Annotated in this window: 22 protein-coding genes; 8 read left to right on the top strand and 14 right to left on the bottom strand. The window is 63.2% G+C overall.

Going from position 1 to position 25,822, the window contains the following annotated elements; genetic code table 11:
- Positions 1 to 73: 73 nt before the first annotated feature.
- From JS46_RS16910 to JS46_RS16920, 3 genes are read right to left on the bottom strand one after another with little or no spacing between them, the layout of a single operon-like run.
- Positions 74 to 424, bottom strand: a complete 351-nt coding sequence (locus tag JS46_RS16910; RefSeq protein WP_033753345.1) for a hypothetical protein — start codon at positions 422 to 424, stop codon at positions 74 to 76.
- A gap of 29 nt (positions 425 to 453) precedes the next feature.
- Complete coding sequence (locus JS46_RS16915; protein ID WP_033753348.1) at positions 454 to 1,803, bottom strand: sodium:proton antiporter; 1,350 nt, start codon at positions 1,801 to 1,803, stop codon at positions 454 to 456.
- A 59-nt stretch (positions 1,804 to 1,862) separates the two neighbouring features.
- Entirely contained in the window at positions 1,863 to 3,071 is a 1,209-nt protein-coding gene (locus JS46_RS16920; protein ID WP_033753351.1) for an MFS transporter, read from the bottom strand.
- 95 nt (positions 3,072 to 3,166) lie between these two features.
- Here JS46_RS16920 and JS46_RS16925 point away from each other — a divergent pair, with 95 nt between their 5' ends.
- A complete protein-coding gene (locus tag JS46_RS16925; RefSeq protein ID WP_033753354.1) occupies positions 3,167 to 4,108 on the top strand; it encodes a LysR family transcriptional regulator in 942 nt (313 codons plus the stop codon).
- On the opposite strand, the gene JS46_RS16930 is transcribed toward JS46_RS16925, so the two are convergent.
- The 6 genes from JS46_RS16930 to kdpF are packed head-to-tail and all read right to left on the bottom strand — an operon-like array spanning position 4,105 to position 11,737.
- A complete protein-coding gene (locus JS46_RS16930; RefSeq protein WP_033753356.1) occupies positions 4,105 to 4,608 on the bottom strand; it encodes a TIGR00645 family protein in 504 nt (167 codons plus the stop codon). The two genes, JS46_RS16925 and JS46_RS16930, sit on opposite strands and share 4 nt — an antisense overlap.
- Before the next feature lie 54 nt (positions 4,609 to 4,662).
- The gene (gene kdpD / locus JS46_RS16935; RefSeq protein ID WP_033753359.1) at positions 4,663 to 7,335 is read right to left on the bottom strand and encodes a two-component system sensor histidine kinase KdpD; all 2,673 of its coding nucleotides are present in this window, start codon (positions 7,333 to 7,335) and stop codon (positions 4,663 to 4,665) included.
- 8 nt (positions 7,336 to 7,343) lie between these two features.
- Entirely contained in the window at positions 7,344 to 7,907 is a 564-nt protein-coding gene (gene kdpC / locus JS46_RS16940; protein ID WP_033753362.1) for a potassium-transporting ATPase subunit KdpC, read from the bottom strand.
- Positions 7,908 to 7,917: 10 nt separating this feature from the next.
- On the bottom strand, positions 7,918 to 9,963 hold the full coding sequence (gene kdpB / locus JS46_RS16945; RefSeq protein ID WP_033753365.1) for a potassium-transporting ATPase subunit KdpB: 2,046 nt from the start codon (positions 9,961 to 9,963) through the stop codon (positions 7,918 to 7,920).
- The gene (gene kdpA, locus JS46_RS16950; protein WP_033753368.1) at positions 9,960 to 11,648 is read right to left on the bottom strand and encodes a potassium-transporting ATPase subunit KdpA; all 1,689 of its coding nucleotides are present in this window, start codon (positions 11,646 to 11,648) and stop codon (positions 9,960 to 9,962) included. The genes kdpB and kdpA overlap by 4 nt, the downstream gene beginning before the upstream one ends.
- Positions 11,648 to 11,737: a K(+)-transporting ATPase subunit F gene (gene kdpF, locus JS46_RS16955; RefSeq protein ID WP_033753373.1), complete on the bottom strand. Its 90-nt coding sequence runs from the start codon at positions 11,735 to 11,737 to the stop codon at positions 11,648 to 11,650. The genes kdpA and kdpF overlap by 1 nt, the downstream gene beginning before the upstream one ends.
- A 239-nt stretch (positions 11,738 to 11,976) precedes the next feature.
- Between kdpF and JS46_RS16960 the strand changes: the two genes are divergently transcribed.
- A complete protein-coding gene (locus tag JS46_RS16960) occupies positions 11,977 to 13,074 on the top strand; it encodes an ABC transporter substrate-binding protein (RefSeq protein ID WP_033753374.1) in 1,098 nt (365 codons plus the stop codon).
- Positions 13,071 to 15,161: a TonB-dependent siderophore receptor gene (locus JS46_RS16965; RefSeq protein WP_081876074.1), complete on the top strand. Its 2,091-nt coding sequence runs from the start codon at positions 13,071 to 13,073 to the stop codon at positions 15,159 to 15,161. Before JS46_RS16960 ends, JS46_RS16965 begins: the two co-directional genes overlap by 4 nt.
- Here the strand turns inward: JS46_RS16965 and JS46_RS16970 are convergent.
- Positions 15,158 to 16,321 (bottom strand): HD-GYP domain-containing protein, encoded by a 1,164-nt coding sequence (locus JS46_RS16970; RefSeq protein ID WP_033753378.1) that lies wholly within the window; start codon positions 16,319 to 16,321, stop codon positions 15,158 to 15,160. The genes JS46_RS16965 and JS46_RS16970 overlap by 4 nt on opposite strands.
- Positions 16,322 to 16,435: 114 nt before the next feature.
- The gene (locus JS46_RS16975) at positions 16,436 to 17,827 is read right to left on the bottom strand and encodes an MFS transporter (protein ID WP_033753380.1); all 1,392 of its coding nucleotides are present in this window, start codon (positions 17,825 to 17,827) and stop codon (positions 16,436 to 16,438) included.
- Positions 17,828 to 18,111: 284 nt separating this feature from the next.
- Between JS46_RS16975 and JS46_RS16980 the strand changes: the two genes are divergently transcribed.
- Positions 18,112 to 18,357, top strand: a complete 246-nt coding sequence (locus tag JS46_RS16980; protein ID WP_227741502.1) for a GNAT family N-acetyltransferase — start codon at positions 18,112 to 18,114, stop codon at positions 18,355 to 18,357.
- Here JS46_RS16980 and JS46_RS16985 read toward each other — a convergent pair.
- On the bottom strand, positions 18,349 to 18,855 hold the full coding sequence (locus JS46_RS16985) for a GNAT family N-acetyltransferase (protein WP_033753384.1): 507 nt from the start codon (positions 18,853 to 18,855) through the stop codon (positions 18,349 to 18,351). The two genes, JS46_RS16980 and JS46_RS16985, sit on opposite strands and share 9 nt — an antisense overlap.
- 63 nt (positions 18,856 to 18,918) lie before the next feature.
- On the opposite strand from JS46_RS16985, the gene JS46_RS16990 reads away from it, so the two are divergent.
- The gene (locus JS46_RS16990; protein ID WP_033753387.1) at positions 18,919 to 20,751 is read left to right on the top strand and encodes an ABC transporter ATP-binding protein; all 1,833 of its coding nucleotides are present in this window, start codon (positions 18,919 to 18,921) and stop codon (positions 20,749 to 20,751) included.
- Here the strand turns inward: JS46_RS16990 and JS46_RS16995 are convergent.
- Both JS46_RS16995 and JS46_RS17000 read right to left on the bottom strand, forming a co-directional pair.
- The gene (locus tag JS46_RS16995) at positions 20,748 to 21,872 is read right to left on the bottom strand and encodes a GNAT family N-acetyltransferase (protein ID WP_033753389.1); all 1,125 of its coding nucleotides are present in this window, start codon (positions 21,870 to 21,872) and stop codon (positions 20,748 to 20,750) included. The two genes, JS46_RS16990 and JS46_RS16995, sit on opposite strands and share 4 nt — an antisense overlap.
- 73 nt (positions 21,873 to 21,945) lie before the next feature.
- On the bottom strand, positions 21,946 to 22,866 hold the full coding sequence (locus JS46_RS17000) for an AraC family transcriptional regulator (RefSeq protein WP_051905639.1): 921 nt from the start codon (positions 22,864 to 22,866) through the stop codon (positions 21,946 to 21,948).
- Positions 22,867 to 23,010: 144 nt separating this feature from the next.
- Here JS46_RS17000 and JS46_RS17005 point away from each other — a divergent pair, with 144 nt between their 5' ends.
- The 3 genes from JS46_RS17005 (at position 23,011) to JS46_RS17015 (ending at position 25,816) form a co-directional block, all read left to right on the top strand.
- Positions 23,011 to 23,835 (top strand): oxidoreductase, encoded by an 825-nt coding sequence (locus JS46_RS17005; RefSeq protein ID WP_033753393.1) that lies wholly within the window; start codon positions 23,011 to 23,013, stop codon positions 23,833 to 23,835.
- Between the two features lie 39 nt (positions 23,836 to 23,874).
- On the top strand, positions 23,875 to 24,798 hold the full coding sequence (locus JS46_RS17010; protein ID WP_033753396.1) for a LysR family transcriptional regulator: 924 nt from the start codon (positions 23,875 to 23,877) through the stop codon (positions 24,796 to 24,798).
- 76 nt (positions 24,799 to 24,874) lie between these two features.
- Positions 24,875 to 25,816 carry a glutathione S-transferase family protein gene (locus JS46_RS17015; protein WP_033753399.1) on the top strand — a complete coding sequence of 314 codons (942 nt, stop codon included), beginning with the start codon at positions 24,875 to 24,877 and terminating at the stop codon, positions 25,814 to 25,816.
- Positions 25,817 to 25,822 lie beyond the last annotated feature (6 nt).

The raw sequence follows: 25,822 nt of genomic DNA on the forward strand, positions 1-25,822 counted from the left end.
TGTACGCAATTCGGCACAAAATGCCACAAAAAAACGCGCCCTGAGGCGCGTTTGTGCAGAGTAAATAAGCGGTTTAATCTTCCTGCTGAAACTGCGTCATCACCGTTTGCTCGCACAGCTGTTCGTCGGCGCGGAGTTTGCCGCGTTCCTCCTCGCCCAGCTGCAGCCAGGCGTTCGCCACTTCGTTAGCAATATCTTCATCAAACTCCGGCTGGTTCATCGCGCTGGAGGATTTGCTCATCGCCGTATAGCTCTTCATTTTCTGCACGTAGGAATCCGCCGTGCCGACCTGTGTCTCCCCGCTGACGATATGGCACAGCTTGCTGGCATAGACGTTCTCCTGCGGGATGTTGCTCTCATCGTCAGCGGCCAGCGCGGCAGATGAAGCCAGCATCCCCAGTAAAATCAATAACGACTTTTTCATATCCACTCCTGTTTTAACCTGATGACGGTCTACTCTTCGTTCTGCCGGGCGGAAAGGCGCGCCGAGCGCCAGTTCAGCAGCGGCGTGACCGTCACGCCATGAATGACGATGCTGCACACCACCAGTGTCAGCGCCATATCAACCATTGTTTCGGCCTGTTGTCCCGCCATGCCGTGTACCCAGGCAAAGGCGATGTAGTTAATACTGCCGATACCGCGAATGCCCAGCCAGCCGATCAGCAGACGGCGCACCGGTGGAATGCCGCAGCGCAGCGTCGTCAGCCAGACCGCCAGCGGTCGCACCACGATAAATAATGCCAGTCCCAGCAGAATGCCGTCGAGGTTCCAGTGGTGGGCAAGCGTCACGCCCAGCACCACCATCATCGCCGCCGCCAGCAACCGCTCAATGGTATCACCAAACGAAAGCGCATCGCTGACCACCAGCCCGACCGATTTCACCATACCGCCGCTTTCACCCGCGTGCTCCAGACGGTTGTTGGGATTAACCAGCGCTTCGGCAGGCAGCACGCGTTCTTCTTCGCTTAATTCTTCAGGCTGATAGGCCTTAAACACGCGCAGCTCGGCGCGACGCAGCCCGACGCCAGCGGCAAAGGTCGCCAGGAAGCCAGACGCACCAATGGTTTCGGCTGCCGCATAGCTCAATGCAATCAGCGCGAGCGCGAGAAAATCATTGGGCGCCACATCGCCGTGCGCGCTGCGCAGTCGTGCCGCCAGCAAACCCACAAGGCGGCCGAAAAGAAAGCCGAGTCCCAGTCCGGCGCCGATTCCCCAGATGACTTCGACTGCCGTCCAGTGCCCAAAGCTGCTCCAGGTAAGGCTTTCGCCGTTAAACAGCAGCAGCGCCAGCACCAGCAATGGCAACGCCGATCCGTCATTCATGCCCGCTTCGCTGGAGAGCGCCACGCGCAGCGCATCGTCGTCGCGCGCGTCGTTAACGGAAATCAGGCTCGCCAGCACCGGATCGGTCGGCGCGACGATGGCGCCGAACGCCAGCGCCAGCGGCCAGTCGAAGCCCACCAGCCAGTGCGCCAGCAGCGTCATGCCGCCGACCGTCAGCAGCATCGCCGGAAAGGCGAGCCGCATGCCGAGGCGCCAGCTGTGCGCGCGCAGCGGCAGGCGCAGCTTCAGCCCGGTGATAAACAGCGAGGCCGCCATGGTGATCTCGGTGATATGCGCGGCGGCTTCCGAATGTTTCAGAATATCGATCTGCACGACGTCGAACACCCAGGGTCCGCAGAGGATCCCGGCCAACAGGTAAAGCCCAAACGACGTCACCGGCCCGCGATGGATCCATCCCGACGCCAGCGACATTAATAACAGAAGGCAGCCGGTGGCCGCCATCCAGGCAAGAAAGTTCATAACGCTCCGTTTTCCCTAAAGATTATGTTTAATCCTGGCACAAGAGCGCGAAAGCGGGATCAGTTCTTCAGGTGCCGGCTCGCCAGGCGAAGCGCGAAACTGGCGGCGCCAGCCAGCGTGGCGAGCGTCACGACGCCGTTCCAGCCCCAGCGCGCCAGCGCCAGACTGCCCAGCGCGGCGCCGGTCGCCATGCCGATAAACACCACGGTAAACAGCAGCGCGTTAAGGCGGCTGCGCGCTTCCGGCGCCAGGCTGTAAACCAGCGTCTGATGCGCCACCAGCGTGGCCTGCACGCCTAAGTCGAAGCCGATTGTGCTGAGCACGATCAGCGCCAGCTGGGCAGAGATCGGCAGCGCAGGCAGCAGGAACATCAGCGCGAAGGAGACGGTGACCAGCCCGGCGCCGACGATGGTGACGCGCGCCGGACCGATACGGTCGGCGATGCTGCCCGCCAGCGGCGCGGCCATTGCGCCCGCCGCGCCCGCCAGGCCGAAGGCGCCTGCAACCGCGCTGTCGAGGTGGAAGCGATCGCTAAGCATCAGCGCCAGCGTCGACCAGAAGGCGCTGAAACCGACCGACAACAGGCCCTGCGCCAGCGCCGCGCGACGCAGCGTCTGATGATGCTGCCAGAGATGCGCCAGCGACAGCAGCAGCCGCGGATAGCTTACCGAGGTGCCGGGCGTAAAGCGCGGCAGCGCGCGCCACAGCGTCAGGCTGATGAAAAGCACCAGCGCCGCCGCCAGCCAGTACATGGCGCGCCAGCCGAAATACTCCGCCACCACGCCGCTCACCACCCGCGACAGCAGAATGCCCACCAGCAGGCCGGTCATCACCGTGCCGACCGTCTTGCCGCGGCTGCGCTCGGGCGCCAGTGCGGCGGAGGCTGGCACGATATCCTGCGCCACCGTCGCCGTCAGGCCGGTTGCGAAGCTGGCGATCAGCAGCGCGTTCAGGCCGCCGGAGAAGCCGCACAGCAACAGCGCCGCCACCAGCAGTAGCCCTTTAATCAGGATGATGGCGCGGCGATCGTGACGGTCGCCCAGCGGCGCCAGCAGCAGAATGCCCAGCGCATAGCCCATTTGCGTCAGCATCGGCACCATACCGACCGCGCCGACGCCGACGTTAAACTGTTTGCCGATGATATCCAGCATCGGCTGGCTGTAGTAAATCGAGGCCACGCTCAACCCTGCGCCTGCGGCAAGGGTAAAGACCAGGGGACCAGGCAATCTTTCGGCCGGGCTGGCCGTAATGCTGTTAATCGCTGACATTATCATCATCTCCACAGGGGTATGGCGCTTAGTAAAGCGGATTGCCGCCATACGCGGTAGACTGGTAAAAGGCAAAACTGTTATGCGTGGTGCGTATGAGCAACTTATCCAGTCCCGATCGTATTGAACTGATGCAGACCTTTATCCGCATCGTGGAAAGCGGCAGTCTGTCGGCCGCGGCCGCACAACTCAACACCACCCAGCCCACCATCAGCCGTCGGCTGCAGGCGCTGGAGCAGCGTCTTGGGCTGAAGCTGATCATGCGCACCACCCACGCGCTCAAGCTGACCGACGACGGCGAACGCTGCTACGCCCATGCGCGCCAGCTGCTGGCGACCTGGCACGCGCTGGAGGATGAGCTGACCCACGCCAACGACGAACCGGTCGGCACGCTGCGGGTGCGCGCGCCGCACGCCTTTGGCCAGGATCAGCTGGTCGCGCCGCTGGTGGAATACCTGATGCGCTATCCGCGTCTTAACGTGGAGTGGATGCTCAACGATCGTACGCCCGACTTTATCGCCGAGAATGTCGACTGCGCGATTCAGGTCGGCGCGCTGAGCGATCCCGCTATCGTGGCGATTTTGCTGGCGGAAGTGCCGCGCATCGTGGTGGCCTCGCCCGATCTGCTGGCGCGGCACGCGCCGGTCGACGCCGTGGAGCAGCTGGCGACGCTGCCCTGGCTGGCGCTGACCAGTTTTTACCGTAACGAGATTGCGTTACAGCGGGTTGACGACGGCCAGCCGGTCAATATGGCGATTGCGCCGCGCCTGAGCAGCGACAGCCTCTACGCGGTGCGCAAAGCGGCATTAATGGGCATGGGTGCGGCGATTATGTCGTCGTGGGTGGTGCAGGAAGATTTAGCGCGTGGCGAGCTGGTTCAGCTGACGCCGCAGTGGCAGGCGCCGCCTCTGCCGGTGTGGCTGACCTATCCCTGGGCAAGCTACTATCCGGCGCGGTTGCAGAAGTTTTTCGAGATGGTGCGAGAGGTGATGCCGCAGCTGACCGGCACGCGGCCAGCCGGGACGTTCAAGCACTAAGCGGACTTCTTCTCGTTTTTCGACATATTGTCCAGCCAGCCCATCACAAAGGCGGACAGCACAAAGGTCAGATGGATGATCACGTACCACATCAGCTTGTCGTTGGGCACGTTGCGCGCTTCCATAAACACGCGCAGCAGGTGGATAGAGGAGATAGCGACGATCGAGGCCGCGACTTTGTTTTTCAGCGAGCCGGAATCCATCTTGCCGAGCCAGCTCAGCTTCTCTTTATGGTCGTCGATATCGAGCTTAGAGACGAAGTTCTCGTAGCCCGAGAGCATCACCATCACCAGCAGGCCGCCCACCAGCGTCATATCGACCAGCGACAGCAGCAGCAGGATCAGATCGTTTTCCGCAATGCTGAGAATATTGGGCAGCAGGTGAAAAATTTCTTCGAAAAACTTAATCGTCAGCGCCAGCAAACCCAGCGAAAGTCCAATGTAAACCGGAGCCAGCAACCAGCGCGACGCATACATCAGGTTTTCGGTAAAACGTTCCATAATTTCCCACAGGTAATCAGACAGGTGAGGCAGTATAACCCATCCTCTGTGAAGTTATTTCAGCGCCTCTTCAGAAATTTCAGGCGCGGGCGGCAGCGGCAAAGAGAGACGGAATGCGACGCCGCCCTCGCTGCGGTTCTCCGCCCAGATGCGCCCGCCGTGGCTCTCGACGATGGTTTTGCAAATCGCCAGCCCCAGCCCGACGCCCGGCACCGACGACTCTTTATCGCCGCGCGCGAACTTATCGAAGATACGCGTCAGGTCTTTGTCGGCTATACCCGGCCCGTTGTCCCACACCGCTATCTCCAGCCGATCGCCGTCGCGCCAGGCGCGAATGCCGCGCTGCGCGCTGTTGCCGGCATATTTCAGGCTGTTCTCGATCAGGTTGGTCAGCACCCGCTCCAGCAGCGCGCTGTCGCCTTTGATCAGCACCAGCTCCGACGGCAGGTCGAGCGTAACGCCGTGCCCTTTCAGCGACGGTGCCATGCTGCTGAGCGCGCCGCCGATCACCTCGTCGAGCGCCAGCCACTCTTCGCGCAGGTTCAGACCGCCCGACTGAATACGCGCCATATCGAGCATATTGCTGACCAGCCGGATAGTGCTCAGCGTCTGCTCGCGGATCTGGTTCGCCTGCGTCACATACTTCGACTCTTCGCTCGCCAGGTCCAGCATCAGCATCTCCGCCTGGCCGAACAGCACGGTGAGCGGCGTGCGCAGATCGTGCGACAGCGCGGAGAGCAGCGCGTTGCGCAGCTGTTCGCGTTCCGCCGCCAGCCGCGACGCCGCCTCGCTCTGCGACAGCGCCATCCGCTCCAGCGCGTTGGCGATCAGCACGGTAAAGGTCTCCACCAGCCGCTGCTGCTCCGGGATCATCAGCTGGCGCAGGTTCTGCGGCTCTACTACCAGCAGCCCGCGGCAGTGCGCGCCGCTCTTTAGCGGCAGGATCTGGTAGGGCACGGCGGGTAGCGTATCGGTGCCCGCGCCTGCGGGCTGGCCCTTGCTGTAGCTCCATTTGGCGATGGCGCGATCCGGCTCGCTGCCCAGCGTCGCCGCGCCCGTCGCCACCAGCTCGCCCTGTTCGTCCGGCAGCAGCAGCAGGCTGCGCGCCTGCAGCGTGACGTCAATAACGCGCTGAGTAGTGGCGGCGATATCTTCAGGCGTCAGCGCGCTACCCAGCGACTTCGCCATCTCGTAGAGATGACGTGCGCGCTGCTCGCGGTAGCGCGCCACGCGCGCCTGATAGCGCACGCCGGCGGTCAGGTTGCCGACGATCACGCCGACGGCCAGCATCACCGCGAAGGTCACCAGATACTGCAGGTCGGAGACCGCCACCGTGCCGGTCGGCGCGACGAAAAAGAGGTCGAAGGCGAGAATATTCATTACCGTGGCGATCACCGACGGCCAGCGCCCGTAGCGCAGCGCGATAATCACCACTGCCAGCAGGTAGATCATCACGCCGTTGGCGGTATCGAAGCCGTCCAGCAGCCAGCGCCCGGCGGCGGTGACCACAATGCAGAGCAGCAGCGCCATCAGCACGCCGCGCAGCGGCAGGCGCCAGCGGTCACCGCCGACGCGCGCGTCCGCTAACGTCGAGGCCTCGGCGACAGGCTCGTCGAGCGCCACCACCAGCAGATCGAGATCTGGCCCCAGCTTGCCGAGGCGCGTGGCGAAACTGTCGCGATGCCAGCGCCGTAGCGGGCGACGGCCGGTAACGATCTTGCCAAGGTTATGTTCGCGGGCGTAGCGCAGCACCGCCTGCGCCTCGTCGGGATCGGAGAGCGTGGCAGTCTCTGCGCCCAGCTCCTGCGCCAGCTGCAGGGTTTTCAGAACGGCGCGCCGCCGCGCTTCCGGCAGCCGGTTAAGGCGCGGCGTCTCCACGTAGACCGCGTGCCACTCGCTGCCGAGCCGCGCCGCCAGCCGCGCGGCGGTGCGCACCAGCTTTTCGCTGCCGGAGTCGTCGCCGATGCAGAGTAGAATGGCGTCGCGCGTATGCCAGACGCGGTCGCGCCCCTGCTGGTCGCGCCAGGCGCGCATCTGATCGTCCACGCGGTCGGCGGTGCGCCGCAGCGCCAGTTCGCGCAGGGCGAACAGGTTGCCCTTGCGAAAGAAGTTTTCAATAGCGCGCTCTGCGCGATCGCCGACGTAGACCTTGCCCTCTTTCAGGCGCTGGCGCAGATCGTCCGGCGGCAGATCCACCAGCACCACTTCATCGGCGCTGTCGAAAAAGGGGTCGGGAACGGTTTCGCGTACGCGAATGCCGGTGACGCCGCCCACCACGTCGTTAAGGCTTTCCAGGTGCTGCACGTTGACGGTGGTAATCACGTCGATGCCCGCATCCAGCAGCTCGTCGATATCCTGCCAGCGCTTGGGATGGCGCGAACCCTGCACGTTGGTGTGCGCCAGCTCGTCCATCAGGATCACCGCCGGGTGGCGCGCCAGCGCCGCGTCAAGGTCGAACTCGGCATGACGCGAGCGGCCGGTGGCGCGCCGCGGCAGCACCGCGAGCCCATGCAGCAGATTAGCGGTCTCTTCCCGCCCGTGCGTCTCTACCACGCCGATCAGCACGTCGAGCCCCTGCGCGCGCAGCCGCTGCGCCTCCTGCAGCATGGCGTAGGTTTTACCTACGCCCGCACAGGCGCCGAAGTAGATTTTCAGCTTGCCGCGATGGCTGTCGGCCTGCCGCAACAGCAGCGTGTCGGGATCGGGGCGTTCGCGTTCGTCGTTCATTGCGTCCTTCAGGGTTGAGTCAGCGCGTCCAGCGCCAGATTAAGCCGCAGCACGTTGACGGTGGGATCGCCGCTAAAGGCGAGCAGCGGCCGCTCCGTATTGGCGTCGATTAAATCCTCTACCGTTTTCAGCGGCAGCTGACGCGCGGCGGCGACGCGCGGCGCCTGCCAGTGCGCGGCGGCGGGCGAAATCGCCGGATCCAGGCCGCTGGCCGAGGCGGTCACCAAATCGACCGGCACCGCCTGCGGCGAGAGCGGATTGGCGGCGCGCAGCGCGGCGACGCGTTCCGCCACCGCCTTGTCCAGCGCCGGATTGCTTGCCGCCAGATTGCTGCCGCTCGACGCCAGCGGATTATAGGGCGCGTCGCCGGTTGCCGACGGCCGCCCCCAGAAATAGCCGGGTCGGGTAAAATTCTGGCCAATCAGCGCCGAACCGTGTTCTTCGATCAGCGAGCCGTTGGCCTGCGCCGGAAACAGCCACTGGGCCAGGCCGGTGGTGAGTAAAGGATACCCCACGCCGGTGATCAGGGTGAGCAGCATTAAAACTAACATTGCCGGACGTAACTGACTCATTTTTTTCTCCTTATGCCAGACCCAGCAGCACCAGCAGCAGGTCGATGGCTTTAATGCCGATAAAGGGCACCAGCAGGCCGCCCAGGCCGTAGATCAGCAGGTTGCGGCGCAGCAGCGCCGCGGCGCTCAGCGGCCGGTAGCTCACGCCTTTCAGCGCCAGCGGGATCAGGAAGACGATCACCAGCGCGTTAAAAATCACTGCCGAAAGAATCGCCGACGACGGCGAATGCAGATGCATGACGTTCAGCAGGTTGAGCTGCGGATAGGTCGCCGCGAAGGCCGCCGGGATAATGGCGAAATATTTAGCGACGTCGTTGGCGATGCTGAAGGTGGTGAGCGAGCCGCGCGTCATCAGCATCTGCTTGCCGATATGCACCACCTCCAGCAGCTTGGTGGGGTTGGAGTCGAGATCCACCATGTTGCCCGCCTCTTTCGCCGCCTGGGTGCCGGAGTTCATCGCCACCGCTACGTCAGCCTGCGCCAGCGCCGGGGCGTCGTTGGTGCCGTCGCCGGTCATCGCCACCAGCCGGCCTTCCGCCTGATACTGGCGGATCAGCGCCAGCTTGGCTTCCGGCGTCGCTTCCGAGAGGAAGTCGTCGACGCCCGCCTCCGCCGCGATCGCCGCCGCGGTCAGCGGGTTGTCGCCGGTGATCATCACGGTTTTGATCCCCATCTTGCGCAGCTCGGCGAAACGCTCTTTGATGCCGCCTTTCACGATATCTTTTAGCGCCACCACACCCAGCACCTTCGCCCCTTCCGATACCACCAGCGGCGTGCCGCCGGCGCGCGCCACCTCTTCCACCAGCGCGTTGACCTCCGCCGGGAAGCGGCCGCTGTTGGCTTCGATATGGCGTTTCACCGCATCCACCGCGCCTTTGCGGATCAGCCGGTCCTGCACGTTGACGCCGCTCATGCGCGTCTGCGCCGAGAAAGGAATAAAGCTCGCGCCCAAACTGTTAAGGTCGCGCTCGCGCAGGTTGAAGCGCTGTTTCGCCAGCACCACGATGCTGCGCCCCTCGGGCGTCTCATCCGCCAGCGAAGCAAGCTGCGCCGCGTCGGCCAGTTGCTCTTCGCTGACGCCCGGCGCGGGCAGAAACTGCGTCGCCTGGCGGTTGCCGAGCGTAATGGTGCCGGTCTTGTCCAGCATCAGCACGTCGACGTCGCCCGCCGCCTCGACCGCGCGCCCGCTGGTGGCGATCACGTTGGCGCCCAGCATGCGGCTCATGCCCGCCACGCCGATGGCGGAGAGCAGGCCGCCGATGGTGGTCGGGATCAAACAGACCAGCAGCGCCACCAGCACCGTGACGCTGACCGGCGCGCCGCCCCACGCCGAGAAGGGCCAGAGCGTGACGGTCGCCAGCAGAAACACGATGGTCAGCGACACCAGCAGAATGGTCAGCGCAATCTCGTTGGGCGTTTTCCGCCGCTTCGCCCCTTCCACCATGGCGATCATGCGATCGAGAAAGGTCTCGCCCGGATTGACGCTGCACTGGATCACCAGCCAGTCGGAAAGAATGCGCGTGCCGCCGGTTACCGAGGCGAAGTCGCCGCCTGATTCGCGGATCACCGGCGCGGATTCGCCGGTGATGGCGCTCTCGTCCACCGAGGCGCCGCCCTCCAGCACTTCGCCGTCGCAGGGAATAATATCGCCCGCCTCCGCCAGCACGATATCCCCTTTGCGCAGGCTGTCGGCAGAGACCTGCTGCCACTGGCCGCCATGGCGCGGCTCAGTCAGTTTTTTCGCAAAGCTGGTTTTCTTGACCCCTTTCAGGCTGCTCGCCTGCGCCTTGCTGCGCCCTTCCGCCAGCGCTTCGGCGAAGTTGGCGAACAGCACGGTGAACCAGAGCCAGAGGGCGATGGCGCCGGTAAAGCTGGCGCGGCCGTCGAGCCAGCCGCCCGCCATGCCCAGCGCCAGCAGCGTAGTGAGCAGGCTGCCGAGCCAGACCACGAACATCACCGGATTGCGAAACTGCACGCGCGGATCCAGCTTTTTCAGCGCGTCGACCAGCGCGACGCGCATCAGTGCGCCGTTCAGCGCCTGTTGTTGACGACTCATGAGTGCGTACCCTGAAGAAGTTGCAGATGCTCGGCGACTGGACCCAGCGCCAGAGCGGGAATAAAGGTCAGCGCGCCCACCAGCAGCACCGCGCCGATCAGCAGCGCGATAAACAGCGGACCGTGCGTCGGCAGCGTGCCGTTGCCCACCGGCTGCGCCTTTTTCACCGCCATGCTGCCCGCCAGCGCCATCACCGGAATGATGATGCCGAAGCGGCCGACCAGCATGCAGAACGCCAGCAGCAGGTTCCAGAACGGCGTGTTGGCGCTCAGCCCCGCGAAGGCGCTGCCGTTGTTATTGGCGGCGGAGGAGACGGCGTAGAGCACTTCGCTGAAGCCGTGAATGCCGGGATTCGCCATGCCAGCGCGGCCCGCGTCGGTCATCATCGCCAGCGCGGTGCCGAGCAGCACCAGCGTCGGCGTCACCAGAATCGCCAGCGCGGTCATCTTCATTTCGCGCACGTCGACCTTTTTGCCCAGATACTCCGGCGTGCGACCAATCATCAGGCCCGCGATAAACACCGCCAGCACCACGAAGAGCAGCATGCCGTACAGGCCCGCGCCGACGCCGCCGAACACCACCTCGCCCAGCTGCATTAGCCACATCGGCACCATGCCGCCCAGCGCGGTGAAGGAGTCGTGCATCGCATTCACCGCGCCGCACGACGCAGCGGTGGTGATCACCGCGAACAGGCTGGAGTTAAGAATGCCGAAGCGCGTCTCTTTGCCTTCCATGTTGAGAGCGCTGTCGGCGCCAAGCGCCAGCAGGTGCGGGTTGCCGCGCGTTTCCGCCCACATCACCGCGACTACCGCTACGACGAACATCAGCGACATCGCCCAGAGCAGCATATGGCCCTGGCGACGGTCGCGCACCGCATAGCCGAAAGCGAAGCAGAGCGCCGCCGGGATGAGAAATATCGCCAGCATCTGCACAAAGTTGGTCAGCGCATTGGGGTTCTCGAACGGATGCGCCGAGTTGACGTTAAAGAAGCCGCCGCCGTTGGTGCCCAGCATCTTGATCGCTTCTTGCGACGCCACCGGCCCCATCGCCAGCGTCTGCTGCGACCCTTCCAGCGTGGTGACGGCGTGGTACGGCAGTAAGTTCTGAATGCTGCCCTGGCTGACGAACAGCAGCGCCATCAGCAGGCTGATCGGCAGCAGTACGTAGAGCGTGATGCGCGTCAGATCGCGCCACGCGTTGCCGAGCGTATCGGTGGCGCGGCTGGCGAAACCGCGGATCAGCGCGAACGCCACCGCGATGCCGGTCGCTGCCGACACGAAGTTCTGCACCGTCAGGCCGACCATCTGGCTGAAGTAGCTCAGGGTGCTCTCCCCGCCGTAGGACTGCCAGTTGGTATTGGTAACGAAGCTGACCGCGGTATTGAGCGCCAGATGCCAGCTCAGCGCGGGCAGCTGCTGCGGATTGAGCGGCAGCCGATCCTGCAGCAGCAGCATCGCCGTCAGCAGCAGCAGGCCGAGCAGGTTAAACAGCAGGATCGCCAGCAGGTAGTGCGGCCAGCGCATGGTCGGCGCCTCCGCGCCGAGCAGACGCCAGAGCGGGCGCTCGACGCCCGGCAGCACCGGCTTATCGGCGATCAGCACGGCCAGCCCGCGCCCCAGCGGCTGCGCCAGCGCCATTAACGCCGCGAGAAAAACGGCAATCAGTAAAAACGCATTGGCGGCCATCAAAACGCCTCCGCATTCAGCAGGGCATAAATCAGGTAGCCCAGTAACAAAAACACCAGCACGATGCCGGTTATTACGCCCACGCTCACAGCGACCTCCAGAGGGATCAGGGTTTCGCGTTAGCCTGCGCGCATCGGTATAAAGAAGCGGTTAAATTGCAGAGGGCGGGCGTAAAAAAATTATAAAAATGGCTGAAAAACAGGCAGATGACGGCGCGCTGCCGCCTTTTTTAGTTATAAAACCCAGCGGCGCAACGCAACGGCCCCGACGCCATTGTGAAGACGATTGATATTCATTATCATTTCGATTTCCTTGCGAAATAATTGTGATGCGTTTTCTTTTTTCTCTGATGCTGCTGCTATGCAGCGCCGGCGCCGTCGCCAAATCGATCGTCGACATCACCGGCCAGCGCGTGACCCTGCCCGATCGTCCCCAGCGCATCATTCTGGGCGAAAGCCGCATGCTTTATACCCTGGCGCTGATCGTGCCCGGCAATCCGGCGGCGCGTATCGCAGGCTGGCCGGCGGATATGGCGAAGTACGATCCGCAAAGCTGGCGCCAGTTCACCACCGCGTTCCCGGCGATCGAGGCAGTGCCGCAGCTCGGCACTGGCGCGCTGCGCGACCTTAACCCTGAACAGGTGATCAGGCTGAAACCCGATCTGATTATCCTGCCGCGCCTGGCGAAAAGCGGCGCGGAAGAGGCGCATTTCCGCCAGCTGATGCAGCAGGTCAATATTCCGGTGATTTATGTCGACCTGCGCGTTGATCTGCTCAACAACACGGTGCCGAGCCTGAAAATTCTGGGCGAGGTGTTCGACCAGCCGCAGCGCGCGCAGGCGTTTATCGATTTCTATCAGCAGCACATGGATAAGGTGCGCGCCCGGCTGGCGAGCTATCACGGCGCGAAAACCCGCGTGATGCTGCATCTGCATCTGGGCCGCCGCGACACCTGCTGCACCACGGCGGTCAACGGCAATCTCGGCCAGCTGCTCGCCTTTGCCGGCGGCGACAATATCGCCGCCGGCGCGGTAAAAGGGGTGTTCGGCGAGATCAATCCCGAACAGGCGCTGGCGCAGCCGCCGCAGGTCTATATCGCGACCGGCATGGCGGACGCGGACGACGACAACACGCTGCAGCTCGGCCCGGAAATCGACGCCGATCGGGCGGCCGCCAGCCTGCAAAGGCTGCTCGCCGCGCAGCCGGTTCTCAGCCAGCTTGAAGCGGTAAAAAACCACCGCGCGTACGGCCTGTGGCACAACTTTTATCTCAGCCCGTGGCACGTGGTGGCGGTAGAGCTCTTCGCAAAAGCGCTCTATCCGCAGCTGTATGCCGACCTCGATCCGCACCGCACGCTTGAACAACTTTATCAGCGCTTTCTGCCGCTGAATTTATCAGGAACCTTCTGGAGCCAGTTACCGCAATGAAACCCCTCTCTTCTCTCCTGCTGGGCGGCGCGCTGCTCTCCGGCAGCCTGCACGCGCAGGAATCCACGCTGCTGGTCACGCAGGACGCAGCGTCGCAGGAAGATGGCTACCAGCCGCACAGCAGCGTGACCGCCACGCGCGCGCCGGCAAAGATTATCGACACGCCGCAGAACGTCACCGTGGTGCAGCAGCAGGTGCTGCAGGACAGCGCCGCGCAGGATCTCGACAACGCGGTAAAATTTGTCAGCGGCATTACCCAGGCCAATACGCTGGGCGGCACGCAGGATGCGCTGATCAAGCGCGGCTTCGGCGATAACCGCGACGGCTCTATTCTGCGCGACGGCGTGCGCTCGATTCAGGCGCGCAACTTTACCCCCACCAGCGAACGCGTCGAGGTGCTGAAAGGCCCCTCTTCCATGCTCTACGGCATGAACGAGCCGGGCGGCCTGGTCAATATCATCAGCAAGAAGCCGCTGCTGACGCCGCAGACGCATCTGGAGGGCCGCTACAGCAGCTTCGGCGGCGGCGGCGGGCAGCTCGACGTCACCGGCCCGCTCGGCACCAGCGGCTTTGCCGGACGGCTAATCGTCGATCACGATGAGACCGATTACTGGCGTAATTTCGGCCGCACGCGCCAGACGGTGGTTGCGCCGTCGCTGATGTGGTTTGGCGAGAGCACCACCCTGCGCGTCGCCTGGGAACATATGGAGTACCTGGTGCCGTTCGATCGCGGCACGGTGATCAATCCCACAACCGGCAAGCCGGTAAACACGCCGCGCGAAGAGCGCTTCGACGAGCGTTTCAACGCCACGCGCGGCGATCAGGATACCCTGACGCTGGCTGCCGATCGCATCCTCAACGACAGCTGGACGGCGCATCTCAACTACAGCTTTACGCGTAATACCTACAGCGACCATCAGGCGCGCGCCACCGCGTTCAACGCCGATACCGGCGTGCTGACGCGTCAGGCCGACGCTACCGGCGACGCGCAGAGCCGCTCGCAGATGGTGCAGCTGACGCTCAACGGCGACGTCGACTGGGGCCGCGTCAATCATCAGCTGCTGGCGGGATTCGATTACGAAGCTGACCGCACCTTCCGCGGCGATATGCTGCGCGGCAAGAAAAATAGCCGCTTCAATATCTGGCATCCGGTGTATGACGAGATGTCGTCCAGCTCGACGGTGAGCGCCGCCGACAGCGATCAGCGCGAGAATATCGACAGCCGCGGCCTCTTTTTGCAGGATGCCATCCGCCTGACGCCGAACTGGCTGCTGCTGGGCGGCCTGCGCTACGATAGCTTCGACGTCATGGCGGGCAAAGGCCGTCCGTTCGTCGCCCGCACCCGCAGTTCTGACAGCCGGCTGGTGCCGCGCGCCGGCGTGGTTTACAGCCTCAACAGCTGGTCGAGCCTCTACGCGAGCTATACCGAATCTTTTAAGCCTAACTCCTCTATCGCCACCGAGATCGGCGCGCTGCCGCCGGAGCTGGGCAAAGCCTGGGAAGTCGGCGGCAAGATCGATCTGCCCAACGGCGTGACCGGCACGCTGGCGCTGTTTGATATTCAGAAGCGCAACGTGATGGTGGATGAGCTGGTGGATGGCGAGAGCGTAACGCGCACCGCCGGGAAGGTGCGTTCGCAGGGCGTCGAGCTGGATCTGGCGGGCAAGCTGACCGACTCGCTCAGCCTGGTGGGCAGCTACGCCTGGACCGATGCGCGCGTCACCGCCGATCCGGCGAATAACGGCAACGCCATGAGCAATACCGCGCGCCATACCGCCGCGCTGTTCCTGACCAATGACTTCGGCGCCACCGGCCTGCTGGCGGCAGACGATTTGCGCGCCGGCGTCGGCGCGCGCTACGTCGGTCGCCGTCCCGGCGATGCGGCCAACAGCTTTTATCTGGATGATTACACGGTGGCGGACGCTTTTGTCGCCTGGCAAACGCCGCTTAACGGCTACCGCGTGAAGTGGCAGGTCAACGTCAACAACCTGTTCGACAAAACCTATTACCCGTCCAGCGGCAACAATCTGCGCGTCGCGGTGGGCGAGCCGCGCGAGATCGCGCTACGCGCCAGCGTCGATTTTTAACTCGCCAGCGCCCAGACGCGATTGAGATCGGCATCTTTCCATAGCGGGCTCTCTTCTGCGCCGATAATGCTGTCGGTGCAGAAGCTGTCGCCGAGATCGACGCGTTCGGGCCTGACTTCGCGCTGCGCATGCAGCGACCAGAAGGCGTGCACCACCGGTTTCAGCAGCGATTGCTCGCCCGCCTTTACCACCAGCGCGACGCGTCCCGATGCCAGCCGTACCAGCGACCCCACCGGGTAGATGCCGATGGCGCGCACGAAGAGGTGCAGGAGCTGCTGGTCGAAGTGGCCGCGCCAGTTCAGCATATTGTGCATCGCTTCGGCGGGCGTCCAGCCCTTGCGGTAGACGCGCGTCGACGTGAGCGCGTCATAAACGTCGCACACCGCCGCCATGCGCGAGTAGAGCGAAATCTCGTCACCTTTCAGCCGGTGCGGATAGCCGCTTCCGTCAACCTTTTCATGATGATGCAGGGCGATATCCAGCAGATCGGCGTCAGCGTCCGCCTCCATCAGCATCTGCGCGCCCACCACCGGATGCTGGCGCATCACCTCGAACTCTTCGTCGCTGAGCTTGCCAGGCTTGTTGAGGATCTCCAGCGGCACCGCCGCCTTGCCGACGTCATGCAGCAGCCCGCCCATGCCGACGCGCCGCACCTGTTTGTCATCCAGCCCGAGCTGCTGCGCCAGCGTAATCATCAGCCCGCAAACCGCCATAGAGTGCAGCCAGGTGTAATCGTCATGGTTTTTGAGGCGCGCCACGCTCAGCAGCGCGGTCGGTTCGCGCCGGATAGAGCCGGCGATCTCGTCCACCAGATCCAGCATGCCCGCCAGGTTCAGACGATGGCCGAGGCGCGCCTCATTGAACATCGCCATTACCTGCGTTTTGCCCTGCTGGAAAATCTGCTGCGCCTGGTCCAGCTCCTGAAAAAAGGGCGTGCGTTCAACAGGTTTTTTATCCGCCGACGGCGCGGCAGGCGCCTGCACCGATCGATTCAGATCGATCCAGAGCCGCTGGATCCCTTCGTTGCGCAGCATCGCGATCTGCCGCGGATCGGTTACCAGCATCTGATTGCGAATGCGTTTATCTTTAATCCACCAGACCTCGAGCTTATGGATAAACATCCCTGGCCGCAGCTCGTCGACGGTGATTTGTTTAATCACGATATCTCTCCTAAGGATCGCTCCTGGTAGAGAGGTATCGGCAAGTGAGCAAATTTTCTTCAGTGAGAATGAAGTGGTCGGTGGTCGGCGCAGCGCGCCGACCTGGCGGAAACCTTATATCGCCTTGATGCCGTGCGCCGCTTTTTGCGCCTCGCGCGCCGCTTCCGGCGTCTGCGTTTCGCCGACGCGCACGATCGGTCCCATCACGAACAGGAACAGCAGCGCGGCGACCACGCAGTGCGCGCCGACAAATCCCAGCCCGATGCTGTAGCTGCCGGTCAGCCCGACAATCACGCCGAACAGCAGCGGCGTGACGAAGCCGGCGATATTGCTGACGCCGTTGAAGATGCCGCCTGCAAGGCCGACCGCCTCTTTCGGCGCGGTGTCGCTAATGACCGTCCAGGTTCCTGCGCCCGCTGCTACGCCCTTGCCGAAGAAGGCGAAAGACATAATGGCGATAATGCCGAGGTTGCTCGGGATCACCGCCGCCATTACCAGCGACGCCGCCATCAGCATGCCGATGATAAACGGCGTTTTGCGCGCCCAGGAGAGGCTCCAGCCGCGTTTAATCAGCATGTCGGAGATATAGCCGCCGCTGATGCCGCCGAGAAAGCCGAACAGCGCGGGCGCGATAGTGGCGAAACCGGCGTCCATAATATTCATGCCGCGCGCCTGCACCAGATAGATAGGAAACCAGGTAATGAAAAAGTAGCTGAGCGCGATGGTGCAGTACTGACCGAGATAGGCGCACCAGAGCATGCGGCTGGAGAGCAGGGTTTTGAACATCTTCTTGTTCAGCGCAGGCCGCGCCTTCAGGGTATGGGGCGCATCGATATCCACCAGCGCCCCGCCCTCGACGATATAGTTCAGTTCGCTTTCGGAGACGCCGGGATGCTTGCGCGGCTCGCGCATATAGGCCGCCCAGACAAATACCGCCAGCACGCCGATACCGCCCAGCACGAAGAAGGGCCACTCCCAGCCGAAGCGCGACACCAGCCAGCCGGAAAGCGGCGAGAAAATAGCCACGGCAAAGTACTGCGCCGTGCTAAACAGCGCGGAGGCGCGGCCGCGTTCCGCGCCGGGAAACCACATAATCACCACGCGCGCGTTCGCCGGGAAGGCGGGCGCTTCTATCAGCCCCAGCGCAAAACGCAGCGTAAACATCAGCACCAGCGCGGCGGTCATACCGCCCGCCATCTCGCCAACGAAGCCCATCGCAATAGTGGAAAGCGACCAGAGCGCCAGCGTGATGCCGTAAACTTTTTTCGCCCCGAAGCGGTCAAGCAGCAGGCCGCCGGGGATCTGGCCGATCACATAGGCCCAGCTAAATGCGGAGAGGATCAGGCCGAGCTGGATCGCCGACAGTCCAAACTCATCTTTTATCGCCGATCCGGAGATCGACAGGATCGAGCGATCGGCGTAGGCCACCACCGAAAGAAACAGGATCAGGCAGAGGATCCAGATACGCACGCGGGTGGGCCGCGCGGCAGAGTGCGCTGTTGTCATCAGGTGAATTCCTTAAAAAGGAGGCGTACCGCCCCGGAAAAAAATGATCAGGAATACCGCGTTGAACGCCCTGTGGAGGAAATATAGGTAGCAGGCGAAGGGTTGGTCATTGGGCGAGTGGTGAAATCATGCGCGCTATCTGGCACTGATTTTGGCAGCCTTCACAACGCAGCTTGCGGCGCCGCACATAAGCGGCAAAAACGTCGGCTGGCGCATGGGGAATGTGCGCCAGCTCCAGGAAATCATGGCGCGCTGCGCTATGAAACGCAGCGGCCTGCATTATTATTGCCCGCCTGGCCGTCGATCAACGCATCGCTGGAAAAGGATTTGGCACCCAGCTGGTGCTGGATGCGCTACGCGTTGCTTACTCTGCGGCGGATGCCGTCGGCATTTACGCCGTTATGGTAGAAGCCAAAGATGATCAGGCCGCCGGTTTTTATCGGGAGGCGATGCGCTTCATTCCGCTCAAAACAGAGGACGGGAAACTGAAATTCTTCTTCCCCGTCGCCAGCATCGCGCCGCTACTGTGAATAACTTTCGCGCAGCATCGCCATCAAAATAATGTCGTGATAGTCGCCGTCGCGCAGGCAGGCCTTGCGGCGCACGCCCTCCTGCTCGAAGCCGAGACGCTCATAGAGTCGCCGCGCGCGCGCGTTGTCGTGAAAAACTTCCAGCTCTACGCGCGTCGCGCCCAGCCAGTTAAAGGCGTAATCCAGGCCAGTGCGAATTAAACGTTCGCCGATGCCGCGTCCGCTGAAAGCGGGATCGACGCCGATGCCGAAGCTCAGACCATGTCGGGTGCGCGGCCGGTTTTCAATGAACAGCGTCAGTTCGCCGACCATCTGTCCGTCCAGCTCCGCGACAAAACCGATGTAGCCTTCACTATCCATTCGTTCGAATTTTTTCTGCCATGTCGCCACGCTGGGAAACGGCAGCTGCGTGGTCCAGCGATAGACCGCAGGCTGGCTGTAAAGACGCTGAAACCCAGCGGCATCGCTGGGTTCACGACCGCGAATGGCTAATTCCATATCGGTAATCCCTTTTAAGTTGCACTAAGCTGTTTACTCTCCCCAGACGTAAAGAGAGACGTTATGTTGTATCGCCGTTTCGAACGTTTTATCAATATTTTCCAGGATGCTCCATCCGATTCGCCGCCAGGCCGCATCGGCGCCTTCTATTTTTACTATCTGCGTCAGGTATGGCCAAGCTTCGCGGCGCTGCTGGTGGTGGGTCTGGGATCGGCGCTGATCGAGGTGGCGCTGTTCAGCTACCTCAGCCGTATTATCGACCTGGTCAACGGCGCGACGCCCGCCACGCTGTTCGCCGAGCACTGGCCTGTTCTGCTGTGGATGGCGTTTGTCGCGCTGATCCTGCGCCCGGTCTTTATCGCGTTACACGACATGCTGGTGCACCAGAGCATTAATCCCGGCATGACCAGCATGATCCAGTGGCAGCAGCATAACTATGTGCTGCGCCAGAGCCTGAACTTCTTTCACAGCGACTTCGCCGGACGCATCGCCCAGCGCATCACCCAGACCGGCAACGCGCTGCGCGACTCCGCGGTGCAGCTGGTCGACGCCATCTGGCACGTGCTGATCTACGCGATCACGTCGCTGGTGCTGTTTGCGGAAGCTGACTGGCGGCTGATGATCCCGCTGGTGATCTGGATCGTCGCCTATATCGCCTCGCTGCGCTTCTTCGTGCCGCGCGTGAAGGCGCGCTCCGTGGTGGCGTCGCAGGCGCGATCGAAGCTGATGGGCACCATCGTCGACGGTTACACCAATATCTCGACGATCAAGCTGTTTGCGCATCACGATCTGGAAAAGCGCTACGCGCGCGAAGCGCTGCAGGAGCAGACCGAAAAGAACCAGCGGTTGAGCCGCATGGTCACCAGCATGGACGTGACGCTCTCCTCGCTTAACGGCCTGCTCATCGTCTCAACCTCCGGCCTGGCGCTCTGGCTGTGGAGCCAGTCGCTGATCAGCGTCGGCGCCATCGCGCTGGCGACCGGTCTGGTGGTGCGCCTGGTCAATATGTCCGGCTGGATCATGTGGGTGGTGAACGGCATTTTCGAGAATATCGGCACGGTGCAGGACGGCATCAACACTATCGCCCAGCCGCTCAGCGTACAGGATGCGCCGCAGGCGAAAGCGCTGAAGGTGACGCGCGGTCAGATCCGCTATGAGGATATCCGCTTTGACTATGGCGGCGGTCATCAGGTAATTAACCGTCTTAACCTCAATATCAAACCCGGTGAGAAAATCGCCCTGATCGGCCCTTCCGGCGCGGGTAAGTCGACGCTGGTGAATCTGCTGCTGCGTCTCTATGACCTGAACGGCGGCCGCATCACCATTGACGATCAAAATATCGCCGAGGTGACGCAGGCGAGCCTGCGTGGCCAGATCGGCATGATTACGCAGGATACCTCGCTGCTGCACCGCTCAATTCGCGAGAACCTGCTCTACGGTCGTCCCGACGCCACCGAAGAGGAGCTGCAGGCGGCGATTCATCGCGCGCGCGCCGACGAGTTTATTCCGCGCCTTTCCGACGCCGAAGGGCGGACCGGGCTGGACGCCCACGTCGGCGAACGCGGCGTGAAGCTCTCCGGCGGTCAGCGCCAGCGCATCGCCATCGCCCGCGTGCTGCTGAAGGATGCGCCGATTCTTATCATGGATGAGGCGACCTCGGCGCTCGACTCCGAGGTGGAAGCGGCGATTCAGGAGAGCCTGAGCACGCTGATGGAGGGCAAAACGGTTATCGCCATCGCGCACCGTTTGTCGACCATCGCCAAAATGGATCGCCTGATCGTGCTGGATAAGGGACATATCGTCGAGATGGGCAACCACAGCGAGCTGCTGGCGCACAACGGCCTCTATGCCCGACTGTGGCGCCATCAGACCAGTGGATTCGTCGGCGACCACTAATCGCCGCGTCGATACGGCAAGGCGTCGCGCGCCTCATCAGCCCAGGCGCGCACGCCTTCTCGCTCTTCCTGCAGAAAATCCGCCACCGCATCGCGCAGGCCGGGATGCGTCAGATAGTGCCAGGAGGTGGTGAGCTGCGGCTCAAAGCCGCGCACCAGCTTGTGTTCGCCCTGCGCGCCAGCGTCGAAACGCTTCAGACCCGTGGCGATGGCGTAGTCCATGCCCTGATAGAAGCAGGTTTCGAAATGCAGGCGATCGAACTCCGCCAGGCAGCCCCAGTAACGCCCGTATAGCGTCTCGCCATCCACCAGACAGAACGCCATCGCCGCCGGCTGCTGCTGCAGATGCGCGATCGCCACGCGAATGCTGTGCGGCATGCGCGCCGCCAGCAGGCTGAAAAAGTCGCGCGTCAGGTAAGGCCGCTGGCCGCGCACCGCATAGGTGTTGGCGTAGCAGGTATAGACGAAATCCCACTGATCCTCGCGCAGCTCGTCGCCGCGATACCAGTTAAATTCAAAGCCGCTCTGCGCCACCAGCTCGCGCTCTTTGCGCAGCTGTTTGCGCTTGCGCGACATCAGCGTGTCGAGAAAGTCCTGAAAATCGCGGTAGCCGCGATTATGCCAGTGATACTGGCAGCCGAGCCGCATCAGCCACTCCGGCTGCTGGCGCAGCAGCGCGTCGCCTTGCGCGTCGGTAAAGTTGATATGGGCGCTGCTCAGCCCCTGTTGATGCAGCGTCTCCGGCAGCGCGGCGAGCAGCTGCGCGGCGGCCTGCGCGTCCCCCAGCAGGCGCGCGCCGGTCACCGGGCTAAAAGGAATGGCGCCCAGCCATTTCGGATAGTAGCGAATGCCCGCGCGCTGGCAGGCGTCCGCCCAGGCGTGATCGAAGACATATTCGCCCCATGAGTTGCGCTTGCGGTAGCCGGGCAGCGCCGCGCGCAGCGCGCCCGCTTCCCGCCACAGCAGATGATCCGGCTGCCAGCCGCTTTCGGCGCGTACGCTGCCGCTCTCTTCCAGTGCCAGCAGAAAGGCGTGGCGTAAAAAAGGCTGATCGTCGGGCAGCAGCGCGTCCCATTCAGCGGCGTCAACATCCGCCAGCGAAGCAAGGTGAAGCAGAGACATGCAGAACTCCAGACCAAAACGGGCGAAAAGCTAGTCAAGCAGGTTTTGCCGCACAGCGAAAGGGCGACGGCACCTAATGTGAAGCGACGAAGCGTGCGTTCGGCTGGGCGGGCGGCAGCGCGAAGCCATCCCGCAGCCGCCTGGCCTCTTCGCCCGGCGACAGGCCGAACAGCCGGCGGAATTCGCGGCTGAACTGCGAAGGACTTTCATACCCCACCGCCAGGCTGGCCGCGGCGGCGGTCATCTGCTGGCGCACCATCAGCAGCCGCGCCTGATGCAGGCGGATCGACTTCACATACTGCATCGGCGACGTCTGGGTGACGGCGCGAAAGTGGGCGTGAAAGGTCGCATGGCTCATGCCGGCGCGGCGGGCGAGCTGGGCGATATCCAGCGTCTGAGCATAGTGCTGATGAATATGGCGCAGCGCATGGGCGATTTTGCCGAAGGCGCCCTGCTGCGTCAGCGCGGCGCGGAGTTCGCCGCCCTGCTCGCCGTTCAGCACGTGGAAGTAAATTTCCCGTACCAGCGCCGGGCCAAGCAGCGCGGCCTGCAGCGGATCGCCCAGCGCATACAGCAGCCGCGTCACCGAACGCTGCATCGCCTCGTCGAGCGGCGTAGAAACCATCCCGGCCGGCTGATGCGTGACCGTCGCGCCCGCCTGCTCCATCTGCAGCAGCAGCTCCGCCGCTACCGGCAGATCGAGATGCATATAGACCGCCAGCAGCGGCGCCTCGGCGCTGGCGTCGGTCTCCATGATAAAAGGCACCGGCACCGAGACCGCCAGATAGTGCTGCGCGTCGTAGCAATAGACGCGATCGCCGAAATAGCCGCGCTTGCGGCCCTGCAGCACGATCACGATGCCGGGATCGTAGAGCACCGGCGTGCGGCTCAGCGGACGGTTGGATCGCAGCAGCCGCACGTCGGGCAGCGGCGTCAGGTTGTAGCCTTCCTGCGGCGCAAGCGCGGCGATCAGGCGGAGGGAGTCGGCGTTCATAAGAGGATTATGCACGCTACGGCGCGGTTTGGCCGCTGTTGAGGATGAAAATCAGCGTTTCAGGCAAGGATGGCAGAGGAACGGGCATCCTCTTTTGCAGGCGACGGGCGCAGGCTTAAGCCTCACCCACAGAGAGGAAAGCAGATGAAACAGATCATAATCACCGGCGTCAGCAGCGGCTTCGGTCAGGCGCTGGCGCAGGCGGCGCTGGCAGCGGGCCACCGCGTTTTCGGCACCGTGCGCAGCCAGCAGGCGCTGGACGCCTTTACGGCGCTGGAGCCGACGCGCGCCCACGGCGCGATACTCGATCTCACCGACGTAGAGCGCATCGCCCCGCTGGTGGCGGCGTTTGAAGAGGCGCACGGCCCGCTCGACGCGCTCATCAACAATGCGGGCTACGGCCATGAGGGTATTTTCGAAGAGGCGACGCTGGCGGAGATGCGGCACCAGTTTGACGTCAACGTCTGGGGAGCGGTCGCGATGATGAAGGCGCTGGTGCCGCGTTTCCGCGCGCGGCGACGCGGGCAGATTATCAATATCACCTCGATGGGCGGCCTGATTACGCTGCCCGGCATTAGCGACTACTGCGCCAGCAAATTTGCGCTGGAAGCCTTTTCGGAAACCCTGAGTCAGGAGCTGGCCGCTTTTAATATCGCCGTGACCGCCGTCGCGCCGGGCTCGTTTCGCACCGACTGGGCAGGCCGCTCCATGGTGCGCAGCCCGCGCGCCATCAGTGATTACGACGCGATCTTCGATCCGGTGCGTGAAGCGCGCCTCGCCAAAAGCGGCCGACAGAACGGCGATCCCTATAAAGCGGCGCAGGCGATCCTCGGGCTGCTGGACCATCCCGCGCCGCCGGCGCACCTGCTGCTGGGCAGCGACGCGCTGCAGCTGGTGCGCGATAAGCTGCGCCGCCTTGAGAGCAGCTTTGCCGAATGGGAGAGCGTCACGCGTTCAACCGACGGCTAAAAGCCTGTACATTGGCGTTTTCATCTGCAGGAACGCCCTATGGATCGGCTTGATTGCGACCGAATGTTCGTCGCCGTACTGGAGCTGGGCAGCTTTGCCGCCGCGGCGGCGCGGCTCGGCGTCAGCAGCGGTCAGGCGTCAAAGCTGGTGTCGAAGCTGGAGCGGCAGCTCGGCGTGCAGCTGGTTAAGCGCAGCACGCGCGCGCTGTCGCCCACCGACGTCGGTCGTACATACTACGAACAGGTTAAAACGCTGCTTGACGCCTTTGACGCGCTCGACGTCAGCGTACGCGAAAGCGCCGGCACCCCGAGCGGCCGGCTGAATATCAGCGCGCCCGTGACCTTCGGCAGCGCGGTGCTCTCCCGCGTGCTGGCCGCCTTCGCCAGACGCTACCCGCTGATCGAACTCGATGTCAGCTTTTCCGATCGCCCGGTCAGTATCGTGGACGAAGGCTTCGATATCGCCGTACGCATCGGCAACCTGAGCGACAGCAGCCTGATTGCGCGCCGTCTGGGGGGAATTGCGGTGCGGCTCGCCGCTTCGCCGCGCTATCTGCAGCAGTACGGCACGCCGCAGCACTGGCGCGCCATCAGCGATCATCAGTGCATTACCGACACCAACTTCCGCGATCCCTGGAACTGGCCGTTCGTCAGCGAGACGGGCGAGACGGTGACCGTACCGGTGCGTGGCCGTCTGCGCCTGGCCAATACCGAAGCCTGCCTGCAGGCGGCGCTCGCCGGGCTGGGTATCGCCCGGCTGCCGGACTTTATCGCCGCGCCCGCGCTGCAGCGCGGCGATATCGTGCCGGTGCTGGCGCGCTACGACGTGCCGCCCCTCGGCCTGTTCGCGCTCTATCCCGCCGCGCGCCATCTGCCGCAGCGCACGCGGCTGCTGGTCGATTTTCTGGCGGATCACTTCGATCGTTTTCCGCCCGGCCGATCCCTTCCAGAATGGAAAGAATGATTGTCGTTTTGACGTGATTATCAGCCGTCAGGAAGCGTAATAAGCTGCTGCTTATATCAGCATGAGGAGCAGCGCAATGTTAGTCAGAGGTAAATGGAGTGCGGAGTGGCATCCGGTTCAGGCCACGGATAAACAGGGCGGATTTGTTCGCCAGACGTCGAGTTTTCGCCACTGGATCAGCAGCGACGGCAGCACCCCCTTTGCCGCCGAGCCGGATCGCTATCACCTCTATGTGGCGCTGATCTGCCCCTGGGCTTCGCGCGCGCTGATCGCCCGCAAGCTAAAAGGGCTGGAATCGGTTATCAGCGTGTCGGTGGTTGAGCCGCAGCTTGGCGAGCAAGGCTGGCGCTTCGGCGACTTTCCCGGCGCGGATCGCGATACCCTCAACGGCGCGCGCTTCCTGCACGAACTCTATACCCGCGCCGATGCCGACTTTACCGGACGCGCCACCGTGCCGGTGCTGTGGGACAAAAAGACGCAAACCATTGTCAACAACGAGTCGGCGGATATTGTGCGCATGCTTAACAGCGGTTTCGGCGACCTCGCCGATAACCGTATCGATCTCTTTCCCGACGCGCTGCGTGATGAAATCGAAACGCTGAACGCGGCGATCTACCCGCGCCTGAACAACGGCGTCTACCGCGCCGGTTTTGCCACCACCCAGCTCAGCTATCAGCACGCCTACAGCGACGTTTTCGAGCAGTTGAACGAGCTGGAAACGCGGCTGGCCGACGGCCGCACCTTTCTGTTCGGCGAGCGCGTTACTGAAACGGATATTCGCCTTTTCGTGACGCTTATCCGCTTCGACGTCGCCTATTACGGCCTCTTCAAGTGCAATCAGCGTCGGGTGCGCGACTATCCGTTGCTCAACCGCTATCTGAAGAGCATGCTGTCGATTTCCGGCGTGCGCGAGACGGTAAATATCGAGCACATCAAACAGGGCTACTATTCCATTAAGGCGCTCAATCCCAACGGGATCGTGCCGGCAGGCCCGGATATGAGCGAGTATGGTTTTTAAGGAGAA

This window comes from Pantoea sp. NGS-ED-1003 (assembly GCF_000738765.1).
GTDB lineage: Bacteria > Pseudomonadota > Gammaproteobacteria > Enterobacterales > Enterobacteriaceae > Pantoea > Pantoea septica.